Annotated in this window: 22 protein-coding genes; 4 read left to right on the top strand and 18 right to left on the bottom strand. The window is 70.3% G+C overall.

Features of this window, described 5'->3' with window-relative positions:
• Nucleotides 1-84: 84 nt before the first annotated feature.
• Both BM145_RS02960 and BM145_RS02955 read right to left on the bottom strand, forming a co-directional pair.
• Nucleotides 85-426, bottom strand: a complete 342-nt coding sequence (locus BM145_RS02960) for a DNA primase (RefSeq protein WP_093331123.1) — start codon at nucleotides 424-426, stop codon at nucleotides 85-87.
• 52 nt (nucleotides 427-478) lie between these two features.
• Entirely contained in the window at nucleotides 479-1708 is a 1230-nt protein-coding gene (locus BM145_RS02955; protein WP_093331733.1) for an MFS transporter, read from the bottom strand.
• 98 nt (nucleotides 1709-1806) lie between these two features.
• On the opposite strand from BM145_RS02955, the gene BM145_RS02950 reads away from it, so the two are divergent.
• Complete coding sequence (locus tag BM145_RS02950; protein WP_093331121.1) at nucleotides 1807-2760, top strand: isopenicillin N synthase family dioxygenase; 954 nt, start codon at nucleotides 1807-1809, stop codon at nucleotides 2758-2760.
• A gap of 8 nt (nucleotides 2761-2768) precedes the next feature.
• Nucleotides 2769-2990, top strand: a complete 222-nt coding sequence (locus BM145_RS02945) for a hypothetical protein (RefSeq protein ID WP_093331119.1) — start codon at nucleotides 2769-2771, stop codon at nucleotides 2988-2990.
• 37 nt (nucleotides 2991-3027) lie between these two features.
• On the opposite strand, the gene nadC is transcribed toward BM145_RS02945, so the two are convergent.
• From nadC to leuC, 13 genes are all read right to left on the bottom strand, one after another.
• On the bottom strand, nucleotides 3028-3870 hold the full coding sequence (nadC, locus tag BM145_RS02940; RefSeq protein WP_093331117.1) for a carboxylating nicotinate-nucleotide diphosphorylase: 843 nt from the start codon (nucleotides 3868-3870) through the stop codon (nucleotides 3028-3030).
• Nucleotides 3870-4868, bottom strand: a complete 999-nt coding sequence (nadA, locus tag BM145_RS02935; RefSeq protein WP_093331115.1) for a quinolinate synthase NadA — start codon at nucleotides 4866-4868, stop codon at nucleotides 3870-3872. Before nadA ends, nadC begins: the two co-directional genes overlap by 1 nt.
• Nucleotides 4869-4952: 84 nt before the next feature.
• The gene (locus tag BM145_RS02930; RefSeq protein WP_093331112.1) at nucleotides 4953-5684 is read right to left on the bottom strand and encodes a DUF4230 domain-containing protein; all 732 of its coding nucleotides are present in this window, start codon (nucleotides 5682-5684) and stop codon (nucleotides 4953-4955) included.
• Complete coding sequence (locus BM145_RS02925) at nucleotides 5666-6523, bottom strand: MBL fold metallo-hydrolase (RefSeq protein ID WP_093331110.1); 858 nt, start codon at nucleotides 6521-6523, stop codon at nucleotides 5666-5668. The genes BM145_RS02930 and BM145_RS02925 overlap by 19 nt, the downstream gene beginning before the upstream one ends.
• Nucleotides 6524-6666: 143 nt before the next feature.
• On the bottom strand, nucleotides 6667-8343 hold the full coding sequence (locus BM145_RS02920; RefSeq protein ID WP_245739022.1) for a M56 family metallopeptidase: 1677 nt from the start codon (nucleotides 8341-8343) through the stop codon (nucleotides 6667-6669).
• Nucleotides 8340-8708, bottom strand: a complete 369-nt coding sequence (locus BM145_RS02915) for a BlaI/MecI/CopY family transcriptional regulator (protein WP_093331107.1) — start codon at nucleotides 8706-8708, stop codon at nucleotides 8340-8342. Before BM145_RS02915 ends, BM145_RS02920 begins: the two co-directional genes overlap by 4 nt.
• A gap of 335 nt (nucleotides 8709-9043) precedes the next feature.
• Nucleotides 9044-9370, bottom strand: a complete 327-nt coding sequence (gene grxD, locus BM145_RS02910) for a Grx4 family monothiol glutaredoxin (protein ID WP_093331101.1) — start codon at nucleotides 9368-9370, stop codon at nucleotides 9044-9046.
• A gap of 12 nt (nucleotides 9371-9382) precedes the next feature.
• Complete coding sequence (locus BM145_RS02905; RefSeq protein ID WP_093331098.1) at nucleotides 9383-9613, bottom strand: BolA/IbaG family iron-sulfur metabolism protein; 231 nt, start codon at nucleotides 9611-9613, stop codon at nucleotides 9383-9385.
• A 3-nt stretch (nucleotides 9614-9616) separates the two neighbouring features.
• Nucleotides 9617-9940 carry a DUF1476 domain-containing protein gene (locus BM145_RS02900; RefSeq protein WP_093331095.1) on the bottom strand — a complete coding sequence of 108 codons (324 nt, stop codon included), beginning with the start codon at nucleotides 9938-9940 and terminating at the stop codon, nucleotides 9617-9619.
• 68 nt (nucleotides 9941-10008) lie between these two features.
• Entirely contained in the window at nucleotides 10009-11337 is a 1329-nt protein-coding gene (locus BM145_RS02895) for an FAD/NAD(P)-binding protein (RefSeq protein ID WP_093331728.1), read from the bottom strand.
• Between the two features lie 198 nt (nucleotides 11338-11535).
• Nucleotides 11536-12534, bottom strand: coding sequence for an NADPH:quinone oxidoreductase family protein (locus BM145_RS02890; RefSeq protein WP_177200068.1), 999 nt, complete (start codon nucleotides 12532-12534; stop codon nucleotides 11536-11538).
• Nucleotides 12497-13126, bottom strand: coding sequence for a 3-isopropylmalate dehydratase small subunit (leuD, locus tag BM145_RS02885; protein ID WP_093331092.1), 630 nt, complete (start codon nucleotides 13124-13126; stop codon nucleotides 12497-12499). The genes BM145_RS02890 and leuD overlap by 38 nt, the downstream gene beginning before the upstream one ends.
• Nucleotides 13127-13326: 200 nt before the next feature.
• Nucleotides 13327-14763 (bottom strand): 3-isopropylmalate dehydratase large subunit, encoded by a 1437-nt coding sequence (gene leuC, locus BM145_RS02880; RefSeq protein WP_093331090.1) that lies wholly within the window; start codon nucleotides 14761-14763, stop codon nucleotides 13327-13329.
• Nucleotides 14764-14873: 110 nt separating this feature from the next.
• On the opposite strand from leuC, the gene BM145_RS02875 reads away from it, so the two are divergent.
• A complete protein-coding gene (locus BM145_RS02875) occupies nucleotides 14874-15659 on the top strand; it encodes a fatty acid desaturase (RefSeq protein ID WP_093331087.1) in 786 nt (261 codons plus the stop codon).
• Complete coding sequence (locus BM145_RS02870; RefSeq protein WP_093331723.1) at nucleotides 15656-16156, top strand: sterol desaturase family protein; 501 nt, start codon at nucleotides 15656-15658, stop codon at nucleotides 16154-16156. Before BM145_RS02875 ends, BM145_RS02870 begins: the two co-directional genes overlap by 4 nt.
• A gap of 61 nt (nucleotides 16157-16217) precedes the next feature.
• Here the strand turns inward: BM145_RS02870 and BM145_RS02865 are convergent, their stop codons facing one another.
• The 3 genes from BM145_RS02865 to BM145_RS02855 all read right to left on the bottom strand — a co-directional run bounded on the left by BM145_RS02865 (nucleotide 16218) and on the right by BM145_RS02855 (nucleotide 18622).
• Nucleotides 16218-16856, bottom strand: a complete 639-nt coding sequence (locus BM145_RS02865) for a 3-oxoacid CoA-transferase subunit B (RefSeq protein ID WP_093331084.1) — start codon at nucleotides 16854-16856, stop codon at nucleotides 16218-16220.
• 13 nt (nucleotides 16857-16869) lie between these two features.
• Nucleotides 16870-17712 carry an HAD family acid phosphatase gene (locus BM145_RS02860; protein WP_093331721.1) on the bottom strand — a complete coding sequence of 281 codons (843 nt, stop codon included), beginning with the start codon at nucleotides 17710-17712 and terminating at the stop codon, nucleotides 16870-16872.
• Between the two features lie 169 nt (nucleotides 17713-17881).
• The gene (locus tag BM145_RS02855; RefSeq protein WP_093331080.1) at nucleotides 17882-18622 is read right to left on the bottom strand and encodes a CoA transferase subunit A; all 741 of its coding nucleotides are present in this window, start codon (nucleotides 18620-18622) and stop codon (nucleotides 17882-17884) included.
• Between the last annotated feature and the right edge of the window lie 116 nt (nucleotides 18623-18738).

Here is an 18738-nt window from a genome sequence, read left to right as displayed (position 1 = left end):
CCTGCCGATATGGGGAGGAAACACCGGGATCGAAGGCCCGGCATGGTCGAAGGGCGGCGATCGGGCCGATCGCCGCCCCCTTCATCACGGCTTCAGCGCCACGTCGTCCTGATCGTTCAGTTCGTCGTCGTCGATCGATCCGTCGTCCAGTTCGTCCTGCACGTCATCCTCGTCCATGTCGTCCTCGTCCATGGTCACGCTGGCGTCGGCCTCGCCGACCTCCTCGGAGTCCATGTCGAGGTCGTCGATATTCTCGTCCTCGTCGTCCTCGTCGCCCAGATCGGGGTCAAGGTCGGTCAGCACCACGCCGTCGGTCGGGCCGTTGCGCGTCGCCTCCAGGATCTCGGCGCGCTGGCTCTCGTCATAGCCTTCCTCGTCGTAGCCGTCGTCGCCACTACCCATGCCGGGTATCTGATGTCCGCCCATGTCACTCTCCTTGGTCCAGCACGCGAACGGTGCGGGGGAGGCGCGGGTTCCGTCAGGCGCCGAACAGCCGCCCGCGCTCCGTCCAGGCGATCGCGCCGAGCGACAGCAGGCCGACTACCAGGAAGCCCGCGATCATCGGCACGGTGCTGCCGTCGAACGCCTGGCCAATGACGGCGCCGATCGCCACGCCCGCGGTGATGCTGGCGAACCCCTGCACGCTGGAGGCGATGCCGGCGACCCCGCCCATATTCTCCATCGCCATGGCCGAGAAGTTGGAGGTGGCGAGGCCGAAGCTCGCCATGGTCAGCGCCTGCAACACCGCGAACACGACCAGCGAGTCCATCCCCCACCACGCCGCCGCCAGGTGAGTGCCCGCCAGCACCACCATCGCCAGCACCGCGCCGTGCGCGATCTTGCGCGTGCCCACCCGCATCACGAAGCGCGCGTTGGCGAGGTTCGCCGCCGCCATCGTCGCCGCGGTGGCGGCGAAGACGACCGCGAGCAGCCCCGGCCGGTCGAATACGTCGAACATGATTTGCTGCACCGAGTTGAGATACCCGTACAGCCCGCCCATCAGCATCGTCGCCGCCAGCGTGTATCCGACCGCCTGCCGGTCGCGCAGCACCACACCCCAGCCGGCGGCGATCCGGCGCGGGTGGATCGGCAGCGCGTCCTCCGGCGCCAGCGTCTCGGGCAGGCGCAGCGCGATCCACACCCACAGCGCCGCGCCGGTGCCCGCGATCACCCAGAAGATCGCGCGCCAGTCGCCGACCAGCAGCACCAGCTGCCCCACGCTCGGCGCGACAACGGGCACCACCATGAACACCATGAACGCGATCGACATGACACGCGCCATCGCCCGGCCATGGTAACAGTCGCGCACCAGCGCCACCGTGCCGATCCGCGTCGCCGCCACCGTTGCGCCGCCGGCGATCCGCGCCGCGATCAGCAGCGTGAAGCTGCCCGCCAGCGCCGCCGCCGCATTGGCGACGACGTAGCCCGCGATCGCCCATAGCAGCACCCGCCGCCGCCCGAACCGGTCGACCAGCGGCCCGTGGATCAGGTGCGCGACGCCGAACCCGCCCAGGAAGGCGGAGACGACGAACTGGCGGCTGTTCTCGTCGGCGACGCCCAGCGCCTCGCCGATCGCCGGCAGCGCGGGCAGCATCGCGTCGGTGCCGAGCGCGCCCAGCGCCATCAGCGACGCGACCAGCGCCACGAACTCCGCGAAGCCGGTCGGCGCGCCGCGCATCGCGGGCGCCTGGTGATCCTGTGCTGTCATGATGCCGCCCATGTAGGCGGCACGCCGCCGGCCGGTAACCCCGCCTATCGCCTTTCCGACGAACGGGTTATGACGTCGCCATCCAAGAGGACCATGTGATGCTCGATACGCCCGCGGCCCAGGTGCCGACTCTCAGCCTCGCCGACCAGGCCCGCGACCCGGACGGGTTCGCGCGCGATTTCGGCAGCTCCTTCCAGCGCTACGGCTTCGCGATCGTCGCCGATCACGGCGTGCCGCAGGACCTGATCGACCGCGCCTGGGCCGAGACGGCCGAGCTGTTCGCCCTGCCCGAGGACGAGAAGCGCGGCTACCACCGCGAAGGCGCCGGCGGTGCGCGCGGCTATACCCCGTTCAAGACCGAGATCGCCAAGGACGCGCGCCACGTCGACCTGAAGGAATTCTGGCACGTCGGCCGCGAGCTGCCGGAAGGCCACCGCTACGCCGACACGATGGCGCCCAACATCTGGCCGGCGCGCCCCGCGGGCTTTCGCGACACGTTCGTCGAGCTGTTCGCCGCCTTCGACGCCGCCGGCGACAAGCTGCTGTCGGCGATCGCGCGCTATCTCGGCCTCGCGCCGGACTGGTTCGTGCCCGCCGTGAAGGACGGCAACAGCGTGCTGCGCCTGCTCCACTACCCGCCGATCCCCGCCGATGCGGAGGGTGTCCGCGCCGGGGCGCACGAGGACATCAACCTCATCACCCTGCTGCTCGGCGCGGAGGAAGCGGGGCTGGAGCTGCTCGACCGGGACGGCCGCTGGCTGTCGATCAAGCCGCCCGAAGGCGCGATGGTGGTCAATGTCGGCGACATGCTGCAGCGGCTGACCAACCACGTCCTGCCCTCGACCACGCACCGCGTCGTCAATCCTCCGCCGGAGCGCCGCGGGCATTCGCGCTACTCGATGCCCTTCTTCCTCCACCCGGCGCCCGATTTCCTGATCGAGACGCTGCCGGGCACGGTCACGGCGGACAATCCGGACCGCTACCCGACCCCGATCACCGCGCACGATTACCTGTACGAGCGGCTGGTCGAGATCGGCCTCATCAAGAAATAGGACGGTTGATGCACAACGGCAATCTCACCCTCGACCGATCCGGTCGGTTCGACGGCATGGTCAACGGATCGCTGACCGTCGCGGCAGGCTGCCGGGTCGAGATGGCGGGCATGGTCAACGGTGCGCTGGTGGTCGAGCGCGACGCCCACGTCGTCGTCAGCGGCATGGTCAACGGCGCCACCATAAACCGGGGTGGTCACGTCGACGTGACGGGACTGGTCGGCGACTGACAGAACAGCCCGCCGACGCCGTCACGCCGCCGCCCGGTCAGGCGGCGGCGAAGTCGAGACCGATGTCGACGGCGGGGGCCGATTGCGTCAGCCGGCCGACGCTGACGAAGGTGACGCCGGTCTCGGCGATGGCGCGGATGGTGTCGAGGCGGACGCCGCCCGATGCCTCGGTCGGCACGCGGCCGGCGACCTGGGCGACGGCGGCGCGCAGCTGGTCCGGCGTCATGTTGTCGAGCAGGAGGTGCGTCGCGCCCGCGTCGAGGGCGGGGGCGATCTGATCCAGATGGTCGACCTCGACGATGATCGAGGCGATGCCGGCGGCCACCGCGCGGCGCACCGCCTCCCCCACGCCGCCGGCGACCGCGACGTGGTTGTCCTTTATCATCGCCGCGTCCCACAGGCCCATGCGGTGATTGCGCGCGCCGCCCATGCGCGTGGCGTATTTCTCCAGCAGGCGCAGACCGGGGATGGTCTTGCGCGTGTCGAGCAGCGTCGCACCGGTGCCGCGGATCGCCTCGGCATAGGTCGCGGTCATCGTGGCCACGCCCGACAGGTGCTGCACGGTGTTGAGCGCGGACCGTTCGGCGGTGAGCAGCGCACGCGCGTTGCCGGCGATCCGCATCAGCACCGTGCCGGCGGGAATACGGTCGCCGTCCTCTGCCAGTCGCTCGACCGCGGCGTCGGGATCGAGCGCGGTGAAGAAGGCGGCGGCGAGGTCCAAGCCGGCGACGACCAGTTCCTCACGCGCGGCCATCGTGCCGCTGAAGCGCGCGTCGGCGGGGATCACCGCGGCGGCGGTGATGTCACCCGCGTCCCCCATATCCTCCGCCAGCGTCGCGGCGACGAAGGCGGCGACGTCGAAGCTCTCGGGCAGCGCCATCAGTCGCCGGTCACGCGTGCGGGGCCGAGGTCGCCCTGGCCGACGGTACCGCTCGCCATCGCCAGCATCGCGTCGAGGCTCTTCTTGGCGCACAGGCGGAGGCCCTCCTCGATCTCGATGCGGGGTTCGAGATCGCGCAGCGCGACGTAGAGCTTCTCCATCGTGTTGAGCGCCATGTACGGGCAGATATTGCAGTTGCAGTTGCCGTCGGCACCGGGCGCACCGATGAAGTGCTTGCCCGGCATCGCCTTTTCCATCTGGTGGATGATGTGCGGCTCGGTCGCGACGATCAGCGTGTCGCCGGGCATGGCGCCGGCATATTCGAGGATGCCGCGGGTCGAGCCGACATAATCGGCGTGGTCCAGGATCACCGCGGGACATTCGGGATGGGCGGCGATCGGCGCGGCGGGGTGCTGGGCGCGCAGCTTGAGCAGCTCGGTCTCCGAGAAGGCCTCGTGGACGATGCACACGCCCGGCCACAGCAGCATGTCGCGCCCGGTCTTGCGCGCGAGATAGCCGCCGAGGTTGCGGTCGGGGCCGAAGATGATCTTCTGGTCGGCCGGCAGCTTGGCCAGGATCGCCTCCGCCGAGGAGGAGGTGACGATGATGTCCGACAGCCCTTTCACCTCGGCCGAGCAGTTGATGTAGGTCAGCGCGATGTGATCGGGATGTTGCGCGCGAAAGGCGGCGAACTGCTCGGGCGGGCAGCTGTCCTCCAACGAGCAGCCGGCGTCCATGTCGGGCAGCACCACCGTCTTGTGCGGGCTGAGGATCTTGGCGGTCTCCGCCATGAAGCGCACGCCGCAGAAGGCGATCACGTCGGCGTCGGTCGCCTGCGCCTTGCGGCTGAGATCGAGGCTGTCGCCCACGAAGTCGGCGATGTCCTGCAATTCGGGTTTTTGATAATAATGCGCCAGGATCACCGCATTCTTCTCGCGGCGCAGGCGGTAGATCTCGGCGCGGATGTCGACGCCGGAGAAGTTGGTCGGTTGTTCCATGACGCGCAGATGGACCGCGCGTGAAACGGGATCAAGGGCCGTGCCTGCCTCTACCCTCCACGGACAGGAGGTGAGGACGACCCGCTAGTTGCGGTTTCCGAGCACCTGCTCAAGCGAGCGGGACACGTCCCATCGCTCGGTAGAGGGCGTGCCCTCGTCGGCGAAGCGCACCTCCACCCTAGCATCGACGCCGGCGGCGCGGAGCGGCAGGGCGAAACTGCGCTCCACCGCGCGTCGCGTCGCGTCGCGAGCAAGGCGGATCATCGCGGGCGCGCGGGCCTGGCGCAGCAGCTCGGCCTGACCCGCCTGGCGGTTGGCAGCATCGAGCCGGTCCTCGGCATCGGTGAAGGTTGTCAGCACGCCGCCGGTGCCGTACTCGCGGATCTGCGTCAGGTCGATCTGCGGTCCGTCCACCTCGACGGGCGGCAGGCGTACCGACAGCGTCTTCGATCCCGCGTCCCACGCCACGTCGCGCGCCGTCAGCTTGGCGAGATCGACCTGATAATTCACGCCGCCGGGCATGATGAGCGTCTTCTGCGTGGTGAAGCCCAGTTGCGATTGGCGGCTGGTGGTGACCGACACGAAACGCGCCGCGAAGGCGGACAGGCGGTTCTGCTCGCGCAGACCCTCCAGGCTGGCGCTCGCCACGGTGACGGGGTCGGGCGTCAACCGGCTGGCGACGTAGCGCTGCACGCCCCACAGGCCGATCAGGACCGCGAGCAGCAGGATGACGACCACCCCCGCCGCCTTGGCGAGGAACGGGCCCGTGCCGCCGCCGCGCTGCTGCCCCGCTTCCGTCACGCCGCGATCCGCCATGCCGTTCCTTTCCCGGCCACCAGGCCGCGTCGTTCCAGGTCGATGAGATGGGCCAGCACCGATCGCTCGGCCGCGCCGCGCAGCCGCGGGTCGATGCCGACGTACATCCGCTCGACCAGCCCGGCCGCGCCGCGCGCGTCCTCGCGCAACAGGCGCAGGATCTGTCCCTCGCGCTGCTTGCGATGGCCCAGCATGCCACGCACCAGGCGACGGGGATTGTCGACGGGCTCGCCGTGGCCGGGATAATAGACGCGGTCCTCGCGGGCGAGCAGCTTCTCCAGACTGGCCATGTACGCGCCCATATCGCCGTCGGGTGGCGAGACGACGCTGGTCGCCCAGCCCATGACATGGTCGCCGGAGAACAGCGCGCCGATTTCGGCCAGCGCGAAGGCGAGGTGGTTGGAGGTATGGCCGGGGGTCGCGAGCACGGCGAGGGTCCAGCCCTGCCCCGCCACCACGTCGCCCTCGGCGAGCACCCGGTCGGGCGCGTAGTCGGCATCGAACGCGGCGTCGATCCGGCCGTCCTCGCCGCTCGCGTGGAACGGCGCGGCGCCGACGATCGGCGCGCCCGTCAGCTCGGCGAGCGGGCGCGAGGCGGGGCTGTGGTCGCGGTGGTGGTGGGTGACCAGGATGGCGACTACCGGCCGGCCGGCGATGGCGGCGAGCAGCGCGTCGAGGTGTTCCGGCTGGTCGGGACCGGGATCGATCACCGCCAGGTCGGCCGTGCCGACCAGATAGCTCTGCGTGCCGGTATGGGTGTAGGCGGACGCGTTGGGCGCGAGGATGCTGGTGACGAGCGGCTCGCGCGCCATCGGGATGCCGGTCGGGAGCGCTGCCATTACCGCCCAGATGGCGCCTTCGCCGGCACGACGCAAGCCGCCCGCCCTCGGGACAGAGGACGGGCGGCCCGCCGAAGCGCCCGGGGTTTCCAGTTCCGGCGCTCCTGCTCCCGATCGGTGGGCGGCGTGGTGCCGCTCATCGATCAGTCCCGCGAAGAGAGTTCGGCCTGTGCCTTGTCGAGCCCGGCGAGCGCGTCGCGGCGCTGCTCGTCCGACAGGTTGCGGTCGGCGGCGATGCTGGCGCGGGCGGACTGGATGCCGCGATAGGCGCTCTGGCGCGCGTCGCGGGCGATCAGTTGCGCCATTGCCGCCTGCATGCGGGCGCTGCCGGCGGCCTCACGGGCACGGGCGGCCCCCTCGGTCGCCACCTTGTCGATGCGGTTGCGGCAGATGATCGTCACGCGTCGACCGTTCTCCTCGCGGTGGAGGACGAAGCGCTTCGCATCGCCGTCGGTGCCGTCGACGCAGGAGCGGCTGACGACCTGTCCCGGCGACATCATCGCGAGGGGCATGTGCTGGCCCGGGTGGAAACGAAGGACCTTGCCGCCCTTTGTCGTGACCACCGTCGTTCCGTCGGCGTGGAGCACGGCCGGTGGCAGCGGTGGCATGGGCGGCAGGGGATTGGCGGCGACGTAGGCGTCTGCTTCCGCGCCCTCGTAGGTTCGCGTCTCGCCGTTCTTGGTGACGGTGACGCGCTTCGTCGTGGTCGTCTGCTTGCCCGGTTTGGCGGGAGCGGCCGGCGTGGGCGGAGCGGCCGGCGTCTCCGGAGTGTACGGCGTCTCCGGAGTGTAAGGCGTCTCGGGAGTATAGGGTGTTTCCGGCGTTTCAGGCACGGCTGGTGCCACCTGCGCGGCGAGGTCGACGCCGACCGCGTCGCCGATCCGGGTCGACACGGCGGCGGCGGCGCGGGTGCCCGAGGCGGTGAGGCCGAGGCCGGTCGCGACCAGCGCGGCGACGGCGGTGGTGCCGGCGGCGAGGCGACGGCGCGAGGGGCGGGTACGGGTCAGCATCCTCATTCTCCCTTTCAGGTCGGCGATGGTGTGGAGGTGGCATGCCGCCGAGACGTGGCCGCCGTGCGCCGCCTTCAGGATGGCGCAGGCGTAGATATGCGCGTCGGTGCGGCTGCGGCCGGCGAGCACGCGCGCGTCGTTGGCGAGCTCCTGGTCGCAGCGGAAGGCGCGAAAGGCGTGCCAGGCGAGCGGGTTGAACCAGTGCAGCGCCAGCACGCCGAGCGCCGCCCAGTTCGACAACAGGTCGCGGGCGCGGTGATGGCCGAGTTCGTGGAGCAGTGCGAAGGCGCGCTCGTCGGCGTCGTAGCGTTCGGCGAAGTCGCGCGGGAAAGCGACGAAACGCGGCCGCAGGCCGAAGGCGAGCGGGCCGGTGGCCGCCGCGCTCTCGATCACGCGGATGCCGTCGACCTCGTCGACGAGCCGTGCGCCGCGCAGCAGGCCCGCGCAGAAGCGCCGATGGTTGGCGACGTGGAACAGGAAGAAGGCGAACGTACCCATGACCCAGAGGGCGAGCGCGACCGTGCCCCAGGGCAGGCCAGCGTCGACCGGCGGCGCCGTGCCCTCGACCGGGACGATGAACACGCCCACCGCCTCGCCCGCGGCGGCGATCGGCATCGCCACCTGCTCGCGCCATTCACCCGGCAGCGGCGGCAGCAGCAGCCGGAGCGCCGGCAGCGCCCACAAGGCATAGGCGACCTGCGGGCCGAAGGCACGGCGGACGGGCACGCGCACCAGCAGCACTGCCGCCATCAGCAGGGCGGAGGCGACCAGCGCCTCGACCAGCCAGCCGAGCACCGACGGCGCGATCACGATTTCAGCTCCCGCAGCAACGCCTCGATCTCGGCGATGTCGGCGGCGGACAGTTCGTCGCGCTCGGCGAGGTGGGCGACCAGCGGGGTCAGTTTGCCGCCGAACAGCCGGTCGATCAGCCGCCGCGACTCGCCCGTGACGTAATCGCCGCGCGCGACCAGCGGGCGGTAAAGATAGCGGCGGCCGTCCGCCTCATGCGCGATCGCGTTCTTCGACAAGAGGCGGCCGAGCAGCGTCTTGACGGTGTTGGCGCTCCAGCCCCGCGCCGGATCGACGCGGTCGGATACGTCTTGCGCCGTCAACGGCGCCTCGTCCCACAGCACCTCCATGACGGCATGCTCGGCATCGCTGATGCGTTCGGCCACGACTCGCCTCCTCCTTGACTACGAACGTAATCGTACTGATTACGAATGTAGTCAAGGGTTCGTCGTGCCCGGCTTGTCCGGCATCCAGAATTACGAGCGATGGCGCTGCTTTGCTCTGGATGCCGGGACGAGCCCGGCATGACGAAAGGATGTCGGCACCTTTTACACTCGTCGACTGCTACCGTCGGCCGTTAACCGTCGAAATGTACCGCAATCTGCGATCGGAGGGATATGGCACAACACCTGCTACCTCTTCGGCAGCGAAGCGTCAGCGCTTTCAGCAGGGTGGATCGGACGCTCGCAACCGTCTCGCGCCGATCCACCCGCACCCGCCGTCAGGCGGCGGGCTTCTCGGCCCCGAACAGCTCGGCCAGTTCGCCGCTCTCGTACATTTCCATCATGATATCGGACCCGCCGACGAATTCACCCTCGACGTAGAGCTGCGGGATCGTCGGCCAGTCGGAATAGGCCTTAATGCCCTGGCGGATGCCCTGGTCCTGGAGCACGTCGACGCTCTCGAACTCGGCGCCGAGATGATTGAGGATGGCGACCGCGCGGCTGGAGAAGCCGCACTGGGGAAAGAGCGGGCTGCCCTTCATGAACAGCACGGCCTTGTTGTTCTTCACCACCGCGTCGATGCGGGCATGGGGATCGTCGGTCATCGATATCGTCCTTCAGGAAGCGGATGTGGTCAGTTGCAGGGCGTGCAGCTCGCCGCCCATGCGCCCGCCGAGCGCGGCGTAGACGGCGCGAGTCTGGGCGACGCGGCTGAGCCCCGCGAAGCTGGGCGCGACCACGCGGGCGGCGTAATGGTCTCCGTCACCGGCCAGGTCGGTGATCTCCACCACGGCGTCGGGGATGGCGGCGCGGATCAGCGCGGCGATGTCGTCGGCGAGCATCGGCATGGATCAGGCAGCCTCGATCAGCTGGCGGCGCGCCTCGACCTCGGCGACGTCGAGCGCGCGGCGCACCTCGCCCTCGTCCACGTCGAGACCGGCGGCGGTGATGTCGCCGACGACCTTGCGGACCACATCGTCGTCGCCGGCCTGCTCGAAATCGGCCTGGACGACGGCGGTGGCGTAGGCATCCGCCTCGGCGGGGGTCAGGTCCATGCGGGCCGCGGCCCACTGGCCGAGCAGCCGGTTGCGGCGCGCGGTGACGCGGAACGCCATCTCCTCATCGCGGGCGTGCTTGGTCTCGAACGCGCGCTGGCGATCGTCGAAGGTGGTCATGCTCGGCTCCCCGCTATATCCACGGGAGATAGGCGGCACGGGGGGCGCGCGCAACGGCGCCCTGAGCCCTACAGCCCCTCGCCCCCGACCCATTGCGCGTGGGACAGCCGGCGCGCCAGGTCCCAGGCCTGGCGACGGATGTCGGGCACGGCGACGACCTCCCACAACCCGCCGCGCGTCATCGGGCCGATGCACGACAACCGGTCGTCGGCCACGCCGTCGGCGGCGATCACCCGCGCCTCCGCGTCGACCTCGATGCCGAGGCGCAACGGATCGGGGCGGATGCGCCCCTCGCCGACCAGGCGGGCGAGCAGCGGGTCGTCGGTGCGGGTCAGGTCGCCCTGCGGCCCGGTGCAGTTGACGATGCGCGCGACACGCATCGCCTCCACTCCATCGGCATGGCGGGGACGCCAGCGGAGGCACACGCCCTCCCCGTCCGGCACGGCGGCGGCGACCTTGCCCGCGACGAAGCGGAGCCGACCGGTGGCGACCATGGCGTCGATCCGCTCGGCGACGGCGGGCGCGAGGCGGTGGCGGTGAACGTCCCAGAAGGGGCGCAGGTGGCGGAGGAATCGCGAACGCTCCTCGGCACTGCTCGCCGCCCACAGCCGCTGCGTCATCGGCCGGAACCGGTCCACCGCGGCGCGCCAGCCATGCTCGGCGGAGCGCTCGCGGACCTGGCGGAGCACCCAGGACAGCGATACGCCCGGCAGATCGGTCTCGCCCGCGGGCGGCGGCAGGCCGTCCCGGTGGCGGCGCGGGCGCAGGCCGCGGCGGGACAGCGCGACGACGCGACCGCGGAACCCGGCCGCGTCGAGCTGCAACGCCACGTCGATCGCAGTCAGGCCGGTGCCGAGCAGGACGATCGTGTCGTCGTCACCCAGCCCGTCACCCGGTCGCGCGCGCCACGGATCGTCGAGATAGCGATCGCCCGGCAGCCCGGCCGGGTCGATGCCCGGCGGGGTATGCGGGGGCAGGTTGCCGGTGGCGAGGACGACGCGCATTGCCGCCACGCGCCGCCCGTCATCGAGGCGGACACCGTCCGCGTCGATCGCGGCGACGTCGCCCTCCACCAGCGTCAGCCGGTCGTCGCGAACGGCCTGCAACGTCTCGGCGAGATAGCTGCCATAGACCTGGCGGGGAACGAAGCTGGTCGCCTCTCCCCGCGCGCCCAGCCAGCGGACGAAATGGCCGGGATCGTCGGGAAAGGCGCTCATCCCGGCGGCGCGGACGTTGAGCAGGTGGCCGGGCTCCGTCGCGCTGTAGGCGACGCCGCGCGCGAACCGATCGGCGTCGCGCTCGACCATGGTCGGGCGAGGACCGCCGAAGCGCAGCAGGTTGATGGCCAGCAGCGTGCCCGAGAAGCCGCCGCCGACGATCACGATATGGTCGGTCATGGCGGCGGGGTAGCGTGAGCGGCGGGATTTGTCGCCCACCTCGCCCTCACACTATCCCCCTACCCCTCCTTCGTCACCCCGGACTTGATCCGGGGTCCATGGCTCGGCAGGCGCGCGGCTGGAGGCTCCTGCCGGCGCGCTCGCGGATGGATGGACCCCGGATCAAGTCCGGGGTGACGGTGTGGGTGGGGCACGTCTTCAGCCTACCTCCACCACCAGCTTGCCGATCGCGCCGCGGGCGGCCATCTTGGCGATCGCGTCGCCGCCGCGGTCCAGCGGAAAGGTCTCGGTCACGCGCGGTGCGATCCTGCCTTGTTCCCACAAGCGGAAGAGGTGATCCATGTGCGCGGCGTTGGCTTGGGGGTCGCGCGCGGCGAAGGCGCCCCAGAAGACGCCGCAGACGTCGCAGCTCTTGAGCAGCGTGAGGTTCAGCGGCAGTTTCGGAATGCCCGCCGGAAAGCCGACGACGAGGTAGCGCCCCTCCCAGCCGATCGATCGCAGCGCCGGCTCGGCATAGTCGCCGCCGACCGGATCGTAGATCACGTCGAAGCCGCCCTTGCCGCCCGCCGCCTTGAACTGCTCGGCCAGTGCCTTGGACTGGTCCTTGTCGAAGGGCGCGCGGCCGTAGACGATCGTCTCGTCGGCGCCCGCCGCGGTCGCCGCCGCCGCCTTCTCGTCCGACGACACCGCCGCGACGACGCGCGCGCCGAACGCCTTGCCGAGCTCGATCGCCGCCAAGCCGACGCCGCCGGCCGCGCCGAGGATCAGGAGCGACTGGCCCTCCTTCAGGTGGCCGCGGTCGAGCAGGGCGTGGATGGTGGTGCCGTAGGTGAGGATCAGCGACGCCCCCTCGGCGAAGCTGCGGCCCTGCGGCAACGCGTACAGGCGCGCCGGATCGACCGCGACCTTCTCGACCAGCCCGCCATGGCCGATCATGCCGATCACCCGGTCACCGACCGACCAGCCGGTGACGCCCTCTCCCACCGACTCGATCGTGCCGGCGATCTCGCCGCCGGGGGCGAAGGGACGCGGCGGCTTGAACTGGTATCTGTCCTCGATGATGAGGACGTCGGGGTAGTTGATCGCGCACGCCTTAACCGCCACCACGACCTGGCCGGCGGCCGGGATCGGGTCCGGCCGCTCGGTCAGTTCCAGTGTTTCAGGTCCGCCGGGAGCCTGCGACAGCAATGCCTTCATAACGGCGTCTTCCCTCTACCCAGGGGCGCGCCACCGATGCCGCGCCTTCGAAATTCGAAATCTGGGTATCCTGTGCCAGCGTCAGGCCGACCTCGTCCAGCCCTTCCATCAGGCAGCGGCGGCGGAACGGGTCCAGTTCGAAGGGGAAACGGTCCTGATAGGCGGTGGTGACGGTCATCGTCTCCAGGTCGACGGTGATCTCGGCATCGGCGGCGGCGACCAGCAGCCGGTCGATCGCCGGCTGCGGCAGGACGACGGGGACGATGCCGTTCTTGAACGCGTTGCCGGAGAAGATGTCGGAGAAGCTGGGCGCGATCACCGCGCGCACGCCCATGTCGGCGAGCGCCCAGGCGGCGTGCTCCCGGCTCGATCCGCAGCCGAAATTGTCGCCGGCGATCAGGATGGGGGAGCCGGCGTAGCGCGGGTCGTCGAACAGGTTGCCCGGTTGCGCGCGCACCGTCTCGAACGCGCCTTTTCCCAGGCCCGAGCGCTTGATGGTCTTGAGCCAGTGGGCGGGGATGATGACGTCGGTATCGACGTTCTTCGCGCCCCAGGGATAGGCGGTGCCGGCGACGGTGGTGACGGGCGTCATGATACGGACCTCTTCGTCGTGGCGGGCTCGTCCTGGCACCCGGAGCCACGAACGATGCGCTGCTTGGCTCTGGATGCCGGGGCGAGCCCGGCAGGACGATTATGGCTTGATGGTCTTCACCGCCGGTCGCGCGACGCTGCCGCTGTACGCCGCGAAGCCGCTGACCAGCGCGCCCGCGACCAGCAATACCAACACCTTCCTCATGATTCCGCTCCCATCAGGTCTCTCACGTCACTCAATCGCCCGGTCACCGCCGCCGCCGCCGCCATGGCGGGCGAGACGAGATGCGTCCGCGCGCCCGGCCCCTGCCGGCCGACGAAATTGCGGTTGCTGGTCGAGGCGCAGCGCTCGCCCGGCGGCACCTTGTCAGGATTCATCGCCAGGCACATCGAGCAACCGGGCTCGCGCCACTCGAACCCGGCGCCGGTGAACACCCGGTCGAGCCCCTCGGCCTCCGCCTGCCGCTTGACCAGGCCGGAGCCGGGCACCACCATCGCCCGCACGCCGTCGGCGACGCGGCGGCCACCGACGACGGAGGCGGCGGCGCGCAGATCCTCGATCCGGCCGTTGGTGCAGCTGCCGATGAACACGTGCTCCACCGACACGTCCTGCATGCGGGTGCCGGGGGCCAGCCCCATGTAATCGAGCGACTTGCGCGCGGCGACGCGCTTGGCCGGGTCGGCGAAACCGTCCGGATCGGGCACGGTGCCGGTGATCGGCACCACGTCCTCCGGGCTCGTTCCCCAGGTCAGCGAAGGCGCGATGTCCGCCGCGTCGATCACCACGCTGCGGTCGTAGGCCGCGCCCGCGTCGGTCGGCAGCGTCCGCCACCAGGCGACCGCGCGGTCCCAGTCGGCGCCGGCCGGCGCCATCGGCCGGTTCTTCAGATAGGCGAAGGTCGTCTCGTCGGGCGCGACCAGCCCGGCGCGCGCCCCGCCCTCGATCGACATGTTGGCGATCGTCAGCCGCCCCTCGACCGACATGGCACGGATCACCTCGCCCGTATATTCGACGACGTAGCCGGTGCCGCCCGCCGCGCCGATCCGGCCGATGATGGCCAGGATCACGTCCTTGGGACTGACGCCGAAGCCGAGCGTGCCGTCGACACGGATCTCCATCGTCCTGGACTGTTTCAGCAGCAACGTCTGCGTGGCGAGCACGTGCTCGACCTCGCTGGTGCCGATCCCGAAGGCGAGGGCGCCGAGGGCGCCGTGGGCGGAGGTGTGGCTGTCGCCGCAAACCAGGGTGGTGCCGGGCAGCGTGAAACCGAGTTCGGGACCGACGACGTGGACGATGCCCTGCTCGGCCGCGGTCGCGTCGATATAGTCGATGCCGAACGCGGCGGTGTTGGCGCGCAGCGCGTCGAGCTGTGCCGCGCTCTCCGCGTCGGCGATCGGCAGCAGGCGGCCGTCGGCGTCCAGCCGCGGCGTGGTCGGCAGATTGTGGTCGGGCACCGCCAGCGTCAGTTCCGGCCGGCGGACGCGGCGACCGGCGGCACGCAGCGCCTCGAACGCCTGCGGGCTCGTCACCTCGTGGACGAGATGGCGATCGATGTAGAGGAGGCAGGTGCCGTCGTCGCGACGATCGACGACGTGCGCGTTCCAGATCTTCTCGTACAGGGTTAACGGCCTGGCCATGCCCTGCCCTAGCCGATCCGCTGCGGCGCAACAACATGGCGTGGATCGTTGCACCCACGCAACCTTTTACGCGCTTTCGGATCGAGGGCCGAGAGCCTATCTGTGAAGCGATGGCCACCGCCCACTCTTCCTCCACCGCCTGGCGGGCTCGCCCTGCGCAGGGCGCCACCGGGCTGACGCTCGCGGCGCTGGTCTGTGCCGGCTGGATCACGCTGCACGTCGCGGGGATGGTGCTGGTTCCGGTACGCTGGGCGACGCTGCCGCTAGTGCTCGCCATGGCGGCGGTGCAGTGCTGGCTGTCGGTGGGGCTGTTCATCGTCGCGCACGACGCGATGCACGGCTCGCTCGCGCCCGGCCGACCGCGTCTCAACGCGGCGATCGGCGCGACGCTGCTGTTCCTCTACGCAGGGTTCGCCTGGGCGCGGATGCGGGACGCGCATTTCGAGCACCACCGCGCGCCGGGCAGCCGCGACGATCCGGACTTCGACGCCGACCACCCCAGCGACGGCCTGCGCTGGTACGCGACCTTCCTCAGCCGTTACTTCGGCTGGCCCTCGGGGCTCTACGTCTGCACCGTGGTGACGGCGTACTGGCTGCTCGGCGTGCCGCTGCTCAACATCCTGCTGCTCTACGGACTGCCGGCCATCGCCTCGTCGGTGCAGCTCTTCTATTTCGGCACCTATCGCCCGCACCGGCACGACGAGACGGTATTCGACGACACCCACAACGCCCGGTCGGAGGGGTGGGGAAGCTGGCTCAGCCTCGTCACCTGCTTCCATTTCGGCTATCATCACGAACATCATCTCGACCCGGCCGTGCCCTGGTGGCGCCTGCCCGCCGCGCGCCGCGCGCGGGCGACGCCGTCACCGGGCCGCCTGGAGGAAGCCGCGACATGACCCTCCTCGACAAGATCGCCACCGTCCTGCTCGCCGTCGGCGGCATGGAATTGTTCGCCTGGTCGATGCACAAATACGTGATGCACGGCTGGGGCTGGGCCTGGCACCGCGACCATCACGAGCCGCATCACAACGTGCTGGAGCGTAACGACCTGTTCGCCGTCGTGTTCGGCAGCATCGTCGTGGCGCTGTTCATCATCGGCTACTACTGGTCAGAACGGCTGTGGTGGGCGGCGATGGGCATCACCGTCTACGGCGCGATCTACGCCTTCATCCACGACGGCCTGGTCCACCAGCGTCTGTTCAAATGGACGCCCAAGCACGGCTACGCCAAGCGGCTGGTCCAGGCGCACCGGCTGCACCACGCGACGATCGGCAAGGAAGGCGGCGTCTCGTTCGGCTTCGTCGTCGCCCGCGACCCGGCGCGGCTGAAGGCGGAGCTGAAGCGTCAGCGCGAGGCCGGCACCGCGGTGGTCCGGCCGGCGTCGGTGGACTGAGGCGCTGCGGTAGACGCCTGCGTTTCTGCGAACGCAGGAACACGGCGACGCCGCCTGCCGGTCAGGCGGCGTCGTAGGCGGCGGTGGTCTTCGCGGCGACCTCGTCGGCGGTGACGCCCGGCGCGCACTCGATCAGGCGGAAGCGGGATGCGTGATCCGGCCGCTGGAACACCGCCAGGTCGGTGACGATCATGTCGACCACGTTCTTGCCCGTCAGCGGCAGCGAGCATTGCGACAGGAACTTGGGATCGCCGTTCTTGGACGTGTGCTCCATCACCACGATGATCCGCTTGACGCCGGCGACCAAGTCCATCGCGCCGCCCATGCCTTTTATCATCTTGCCCGGGATCATCCAGTTGGCGATGTCGCCGCCTTCCGACACCTCCATCGCGCCGAGCACGGTCAGGTCGATGTGCCCGCCGCGGATCATCGCGAAACTCTGCTCGGAGCCGAAATAGACGGATTGCGGCAGCTCGCTGATCGTCTGCTTGCCGGCGTTGATGAGATCGGGATCGACCTCGTCGTCGTACGGGAACGGGCCGATGCCGAGCATGCCGTTCTCCGACTGGAGCGTCACCGTCATGCCGTCGGGGATGTTGTTGGCCACCAGCGTCGGGATGCCGATGCCGAGATTGACGTAGTAACCGTCGCGCAGCTCCTTCGCGGCGCGCGCCGCCATGCCGTTACGGTCCCAGGGCATCAGTTGATCCTCTTCATGGTTCGGGCGCCCAGGCGCTGTCGGCGGGAAAGACCTCGTCCAGGCGACCTTTCAGCGCGGTGCCGTAGACGGGGTTGGGAAGGACGAACCAGCCCGCGCCCCACAGCCGCGCGATCGCGGGGGCGTCGGCCGCGGCGCGGCGCTGCGGCGGGGTCAGGCCGGCGTTGAACAGGTCGGAGAAGTCGCCGAGCTGGTCGCCGGCCATCGCGACGACGCAGTAGCGGGCGGCGATGGCGGCGCGGCGCGAGTCCTTGGCCGAGCCGGTGGCCTGGTCGGAGAGGAACAGCGTCTCGCCGACTCGAGCGGGACCGAGGCCGAGGCGGTCGAGCATCGCGACCGTCGCGACGGCGTTCTCGGCGGACCGGTTGCTGTTGAAGACGACGGTGATACCGCTCGCGCGAAGGGCGCGGATCGCGTCGACCGCGCCGGGGACGGCGCGGGCGGTGGTGCCGCCGGTGATCTCGTACGCCCGCCAGCGCGCCTGCTCGTAGGGGCGGCCCGCGGCGGCGTCGCGCTCGAACCCGAGGTTGAGCGCCACCGTCTCGTCGACGTCGAACACGGCGGCGAGCGGCTTAGCGCCGCAGGGGACGAAGCGGGGGGCGGCGAGCGTGGAGCCCTGTACCAGGACGACGCTGTCGCGCGGACGGCGGCGGGCCGCGGTCGCGCCCTGCCCGGCGATGGCGCGCCACGCCTGGCGGCTGATCGCGTCGGCCTCACCCGAGCCGTAGAGATACTGCATACCCGCCGGGACGCCCTCGACGACCACGGGCGCGGTGATCGTGCGGGGTTGCTGCACGGTGACGGGCGCGACGGCGACGCAGCCGGTGAGGGCGAGCATGCCGCCGACGATCGTCACCCCGGATTTGATCCGGGGTCCATGCTTTCGCAAGAGCGGAAGGCGTTGCTTGCGCGGCACGATGGACCCCGGATCAAGTCCGGGGTGACGAAGGGGGAGTGCAATGGTTTCCCCACCTTCGCGGATCGAGGGCACTCGGCGGCCCATCGCCTTATGCCCCCACCTCGGACCCCGCGGCGGCCGCACTCGCGCCCGGCCGCTCGCGCACGGTGCGGAACTCGATCTTCTTGTCGTAGGGCGCGCCCAGGATCATCCGCTTCACGTAGATGCCGGGCAAGTGGACCTGGTCGGGGTCGAGCGTCCCCACCGGCACGATCTCCTCCACCTCCGCGACGCACACCCGGCCGGAGGTGGCCATCGGCTGGTTGAAGTTGCGCGCGGTCTTGCGGAACTGGAGGTTGCCCGCCTCGTCCGCGCGCCAGCCCTTGATGATCGACAGGTCGGCGCGCAGCCCGCGTTCCAGGATATACTCCTCGCCGTCGAACTCCTTGACCTCCTTGCCCTCGGCCACCTGGGTGCCGACGCCGGTCTTGGTATAGAAGCCGGGGATGCCGGCGCCGCCCGCGCGGCAGCGCTCCGCCAGCGTTCCCTGCGGGCAGAACTCGACCTCCAGCTCGCCCGACAGATACTGGCGCTCGAACTCCTTGTTCTCGCCGACATAGGAGGAGATCATCTTGGCGATCTGGCGCGTGCGCAGCAGCTTGCCCAGTCCCTCGCCGTCGATGCCGGCGTTGTTGGAGGCGACCGTCAGGCCGGTCGTGCCCGCGTCGCGGATCGCATCGATCAGCCGCTCGGGAATACCACACAGGCCGAAGCCGCCCGCGCAGATCGTCATGCCGTCGTGGAGCAGCCCTTCCAGCGCCGCCGCCGCGTTCGGGTAAAGCTTCTGCATCGCAACCCTCTCCGTTTCGCGGCCGTCGATACGGCGGTTCGCCCGTTCGGCCAAGACCCGGCGACACGGGTTGCGACAGCTTCGTCACGCGCGCGCAATACGGTCGACACGATCGG

The sequence above is a fragment of the Sphingomonas rubra genome, from assembly GCF_900115745.1.
Lineage (GTDB): Bacteria > Pseudomonadota > Alphaproteobacteria > Sphingomonadales > Sphingomonadaceae > Sphingomonas > Sphingomonas rubra.
This window is presented reverse-complemented; position numbering and strand designations above follow the sequence as displayed.

Coding starts and splice junctions, on each gene's coding strand:
- BM145_RS02895 (WP_093331728.1), bottom strand. CDS start 11,337: ATGACCGACCATATCGTGATCGTCGGCGGCGGCTTCTCGGGCACGCTG.
- BM145_RS02870 (WP_093331723.1), top strand. CDS start 15,656: ATGACCCTCCTCGACAAGATCGCCACCGTCCTGCTCGCCGTCGGCGGC.
- nadC (WP_093331117.1), bottom strand. CDS start 3,870: ATGGCGCTGCCCGAGAGCTTCGACGTCGCCGCCTTCGTCGCCGCGACG.
- BM145_RS02955 (WP_093331733.1), bottom strand. CDS start 1,708: ATGACAGCACAGGATCACCAGGCGCCCGCGATGCGCGGCGCGCCGACC.
- leuD (WP_093331092.1), bottom strand. CDS start 13,126: ATGACGCCCGTCACCACCGTCGCCGGCACCGCCTATCCCTGGGGCGCG.
- BM145_RS02905 (WP_093331098.1), bottom strand. CDS start 9,613: ATGCCGATGCTCGCCGACGACATCGCCGCGCTGATCCGCGCCGCCATC.
- BM145_RS02900 (WP_093331095.1), bottom strand. CDS start 9,940: ATGACCACCTTCGACGATCGCCAGCGCGCGTTCGAGACCAAGCACGCC.
- grxD (WP_093331101.1), bottom strand. CDS start 9,370: ATGACCGACGATCCCCATGCCCGCATCGACGCGGTGGTGAAGAACAAC.
- nadA (WP_093331115.1), bottom strand. CDS start 4,868: ATGGAACAACCGACCAACTTCTCCGGCGTCGACATCCGCGCCGAGATC.
- BM145_RS02860 (WP_093331721.1), bottom strand. CDS start 17,712: ATGCTCGCCCTCACCGGCTGCGTCGCCGTCGCGCCCGTCACCGTGCAG.
- BM145_RS02890 (WP_177200068.1), bottom strand. CDS start 12,534: ATGAAGGCATTGCTGTCGCAGGCTCCCGGCGGACCTGAAACACTGGAA.
- leuC (WP_093331090.1), bottom strand. CDS start 14,763: ATGGCCAGGCCGTTAACCCTGTACGAGAAGATCTGGAACGCGCACGTC.
- BM145_RS02960 (WP_093331123.1), bottom strand. CDS start 426: ATGGGCGGACATCAGATACCCGGCATGGGTAGTGGCGACGACGGCTAC.
- BM145_RS02950 (WP_093331121.1), top strand. CDS start 1,807: ATGCTCGATACGCCCGCGGCCCAGGTGCCGACTCTCAGCCTCGCCGAC.
- BM145_RS02925 (WP_093331110.1), bottom strand. CDS start 6,523: ATGGCAGCGCTCCCGACCGGCATCCCGATGGCGCGCGAGCCGCTCGTC.
- BM145_RS02855 (WP_093331080.1), bottom strand. CDS start 18,622: ATGCAGAAGCTTTACCCGAACGCGGCGGCGGCGCTGGAAGGGCTGCTC.
- BM145_RS02945 (WP_093331119.1), top strand. CDS start 2,769: ATGCACAACGGCAATCTCACCCTCGACCGATCCGGTCGGTTCGACGGC.
- BM145_RS02865 (WP_093331084.1), bottom strand. CDS start 16,856: ATGCCCTGGGACCGTAACGGCATGGCGGCGCGCGCCGCGAAGGAGCTG.
- BM145_RS02875 (WP_093331087.1), top strand. CDS start 14,874: ATGGCCACCGCCCACTCTTCCTCCACCGCCTGGCGGGCTCGCCCTGCG.
- BM145_RS02930 (WP_093331112.1), bottom strand. CDS start 5,684: ATGGCGGATCGCGGCGTGACGGAAGCGGGGCAGCAGCGCGGCGGCGGC.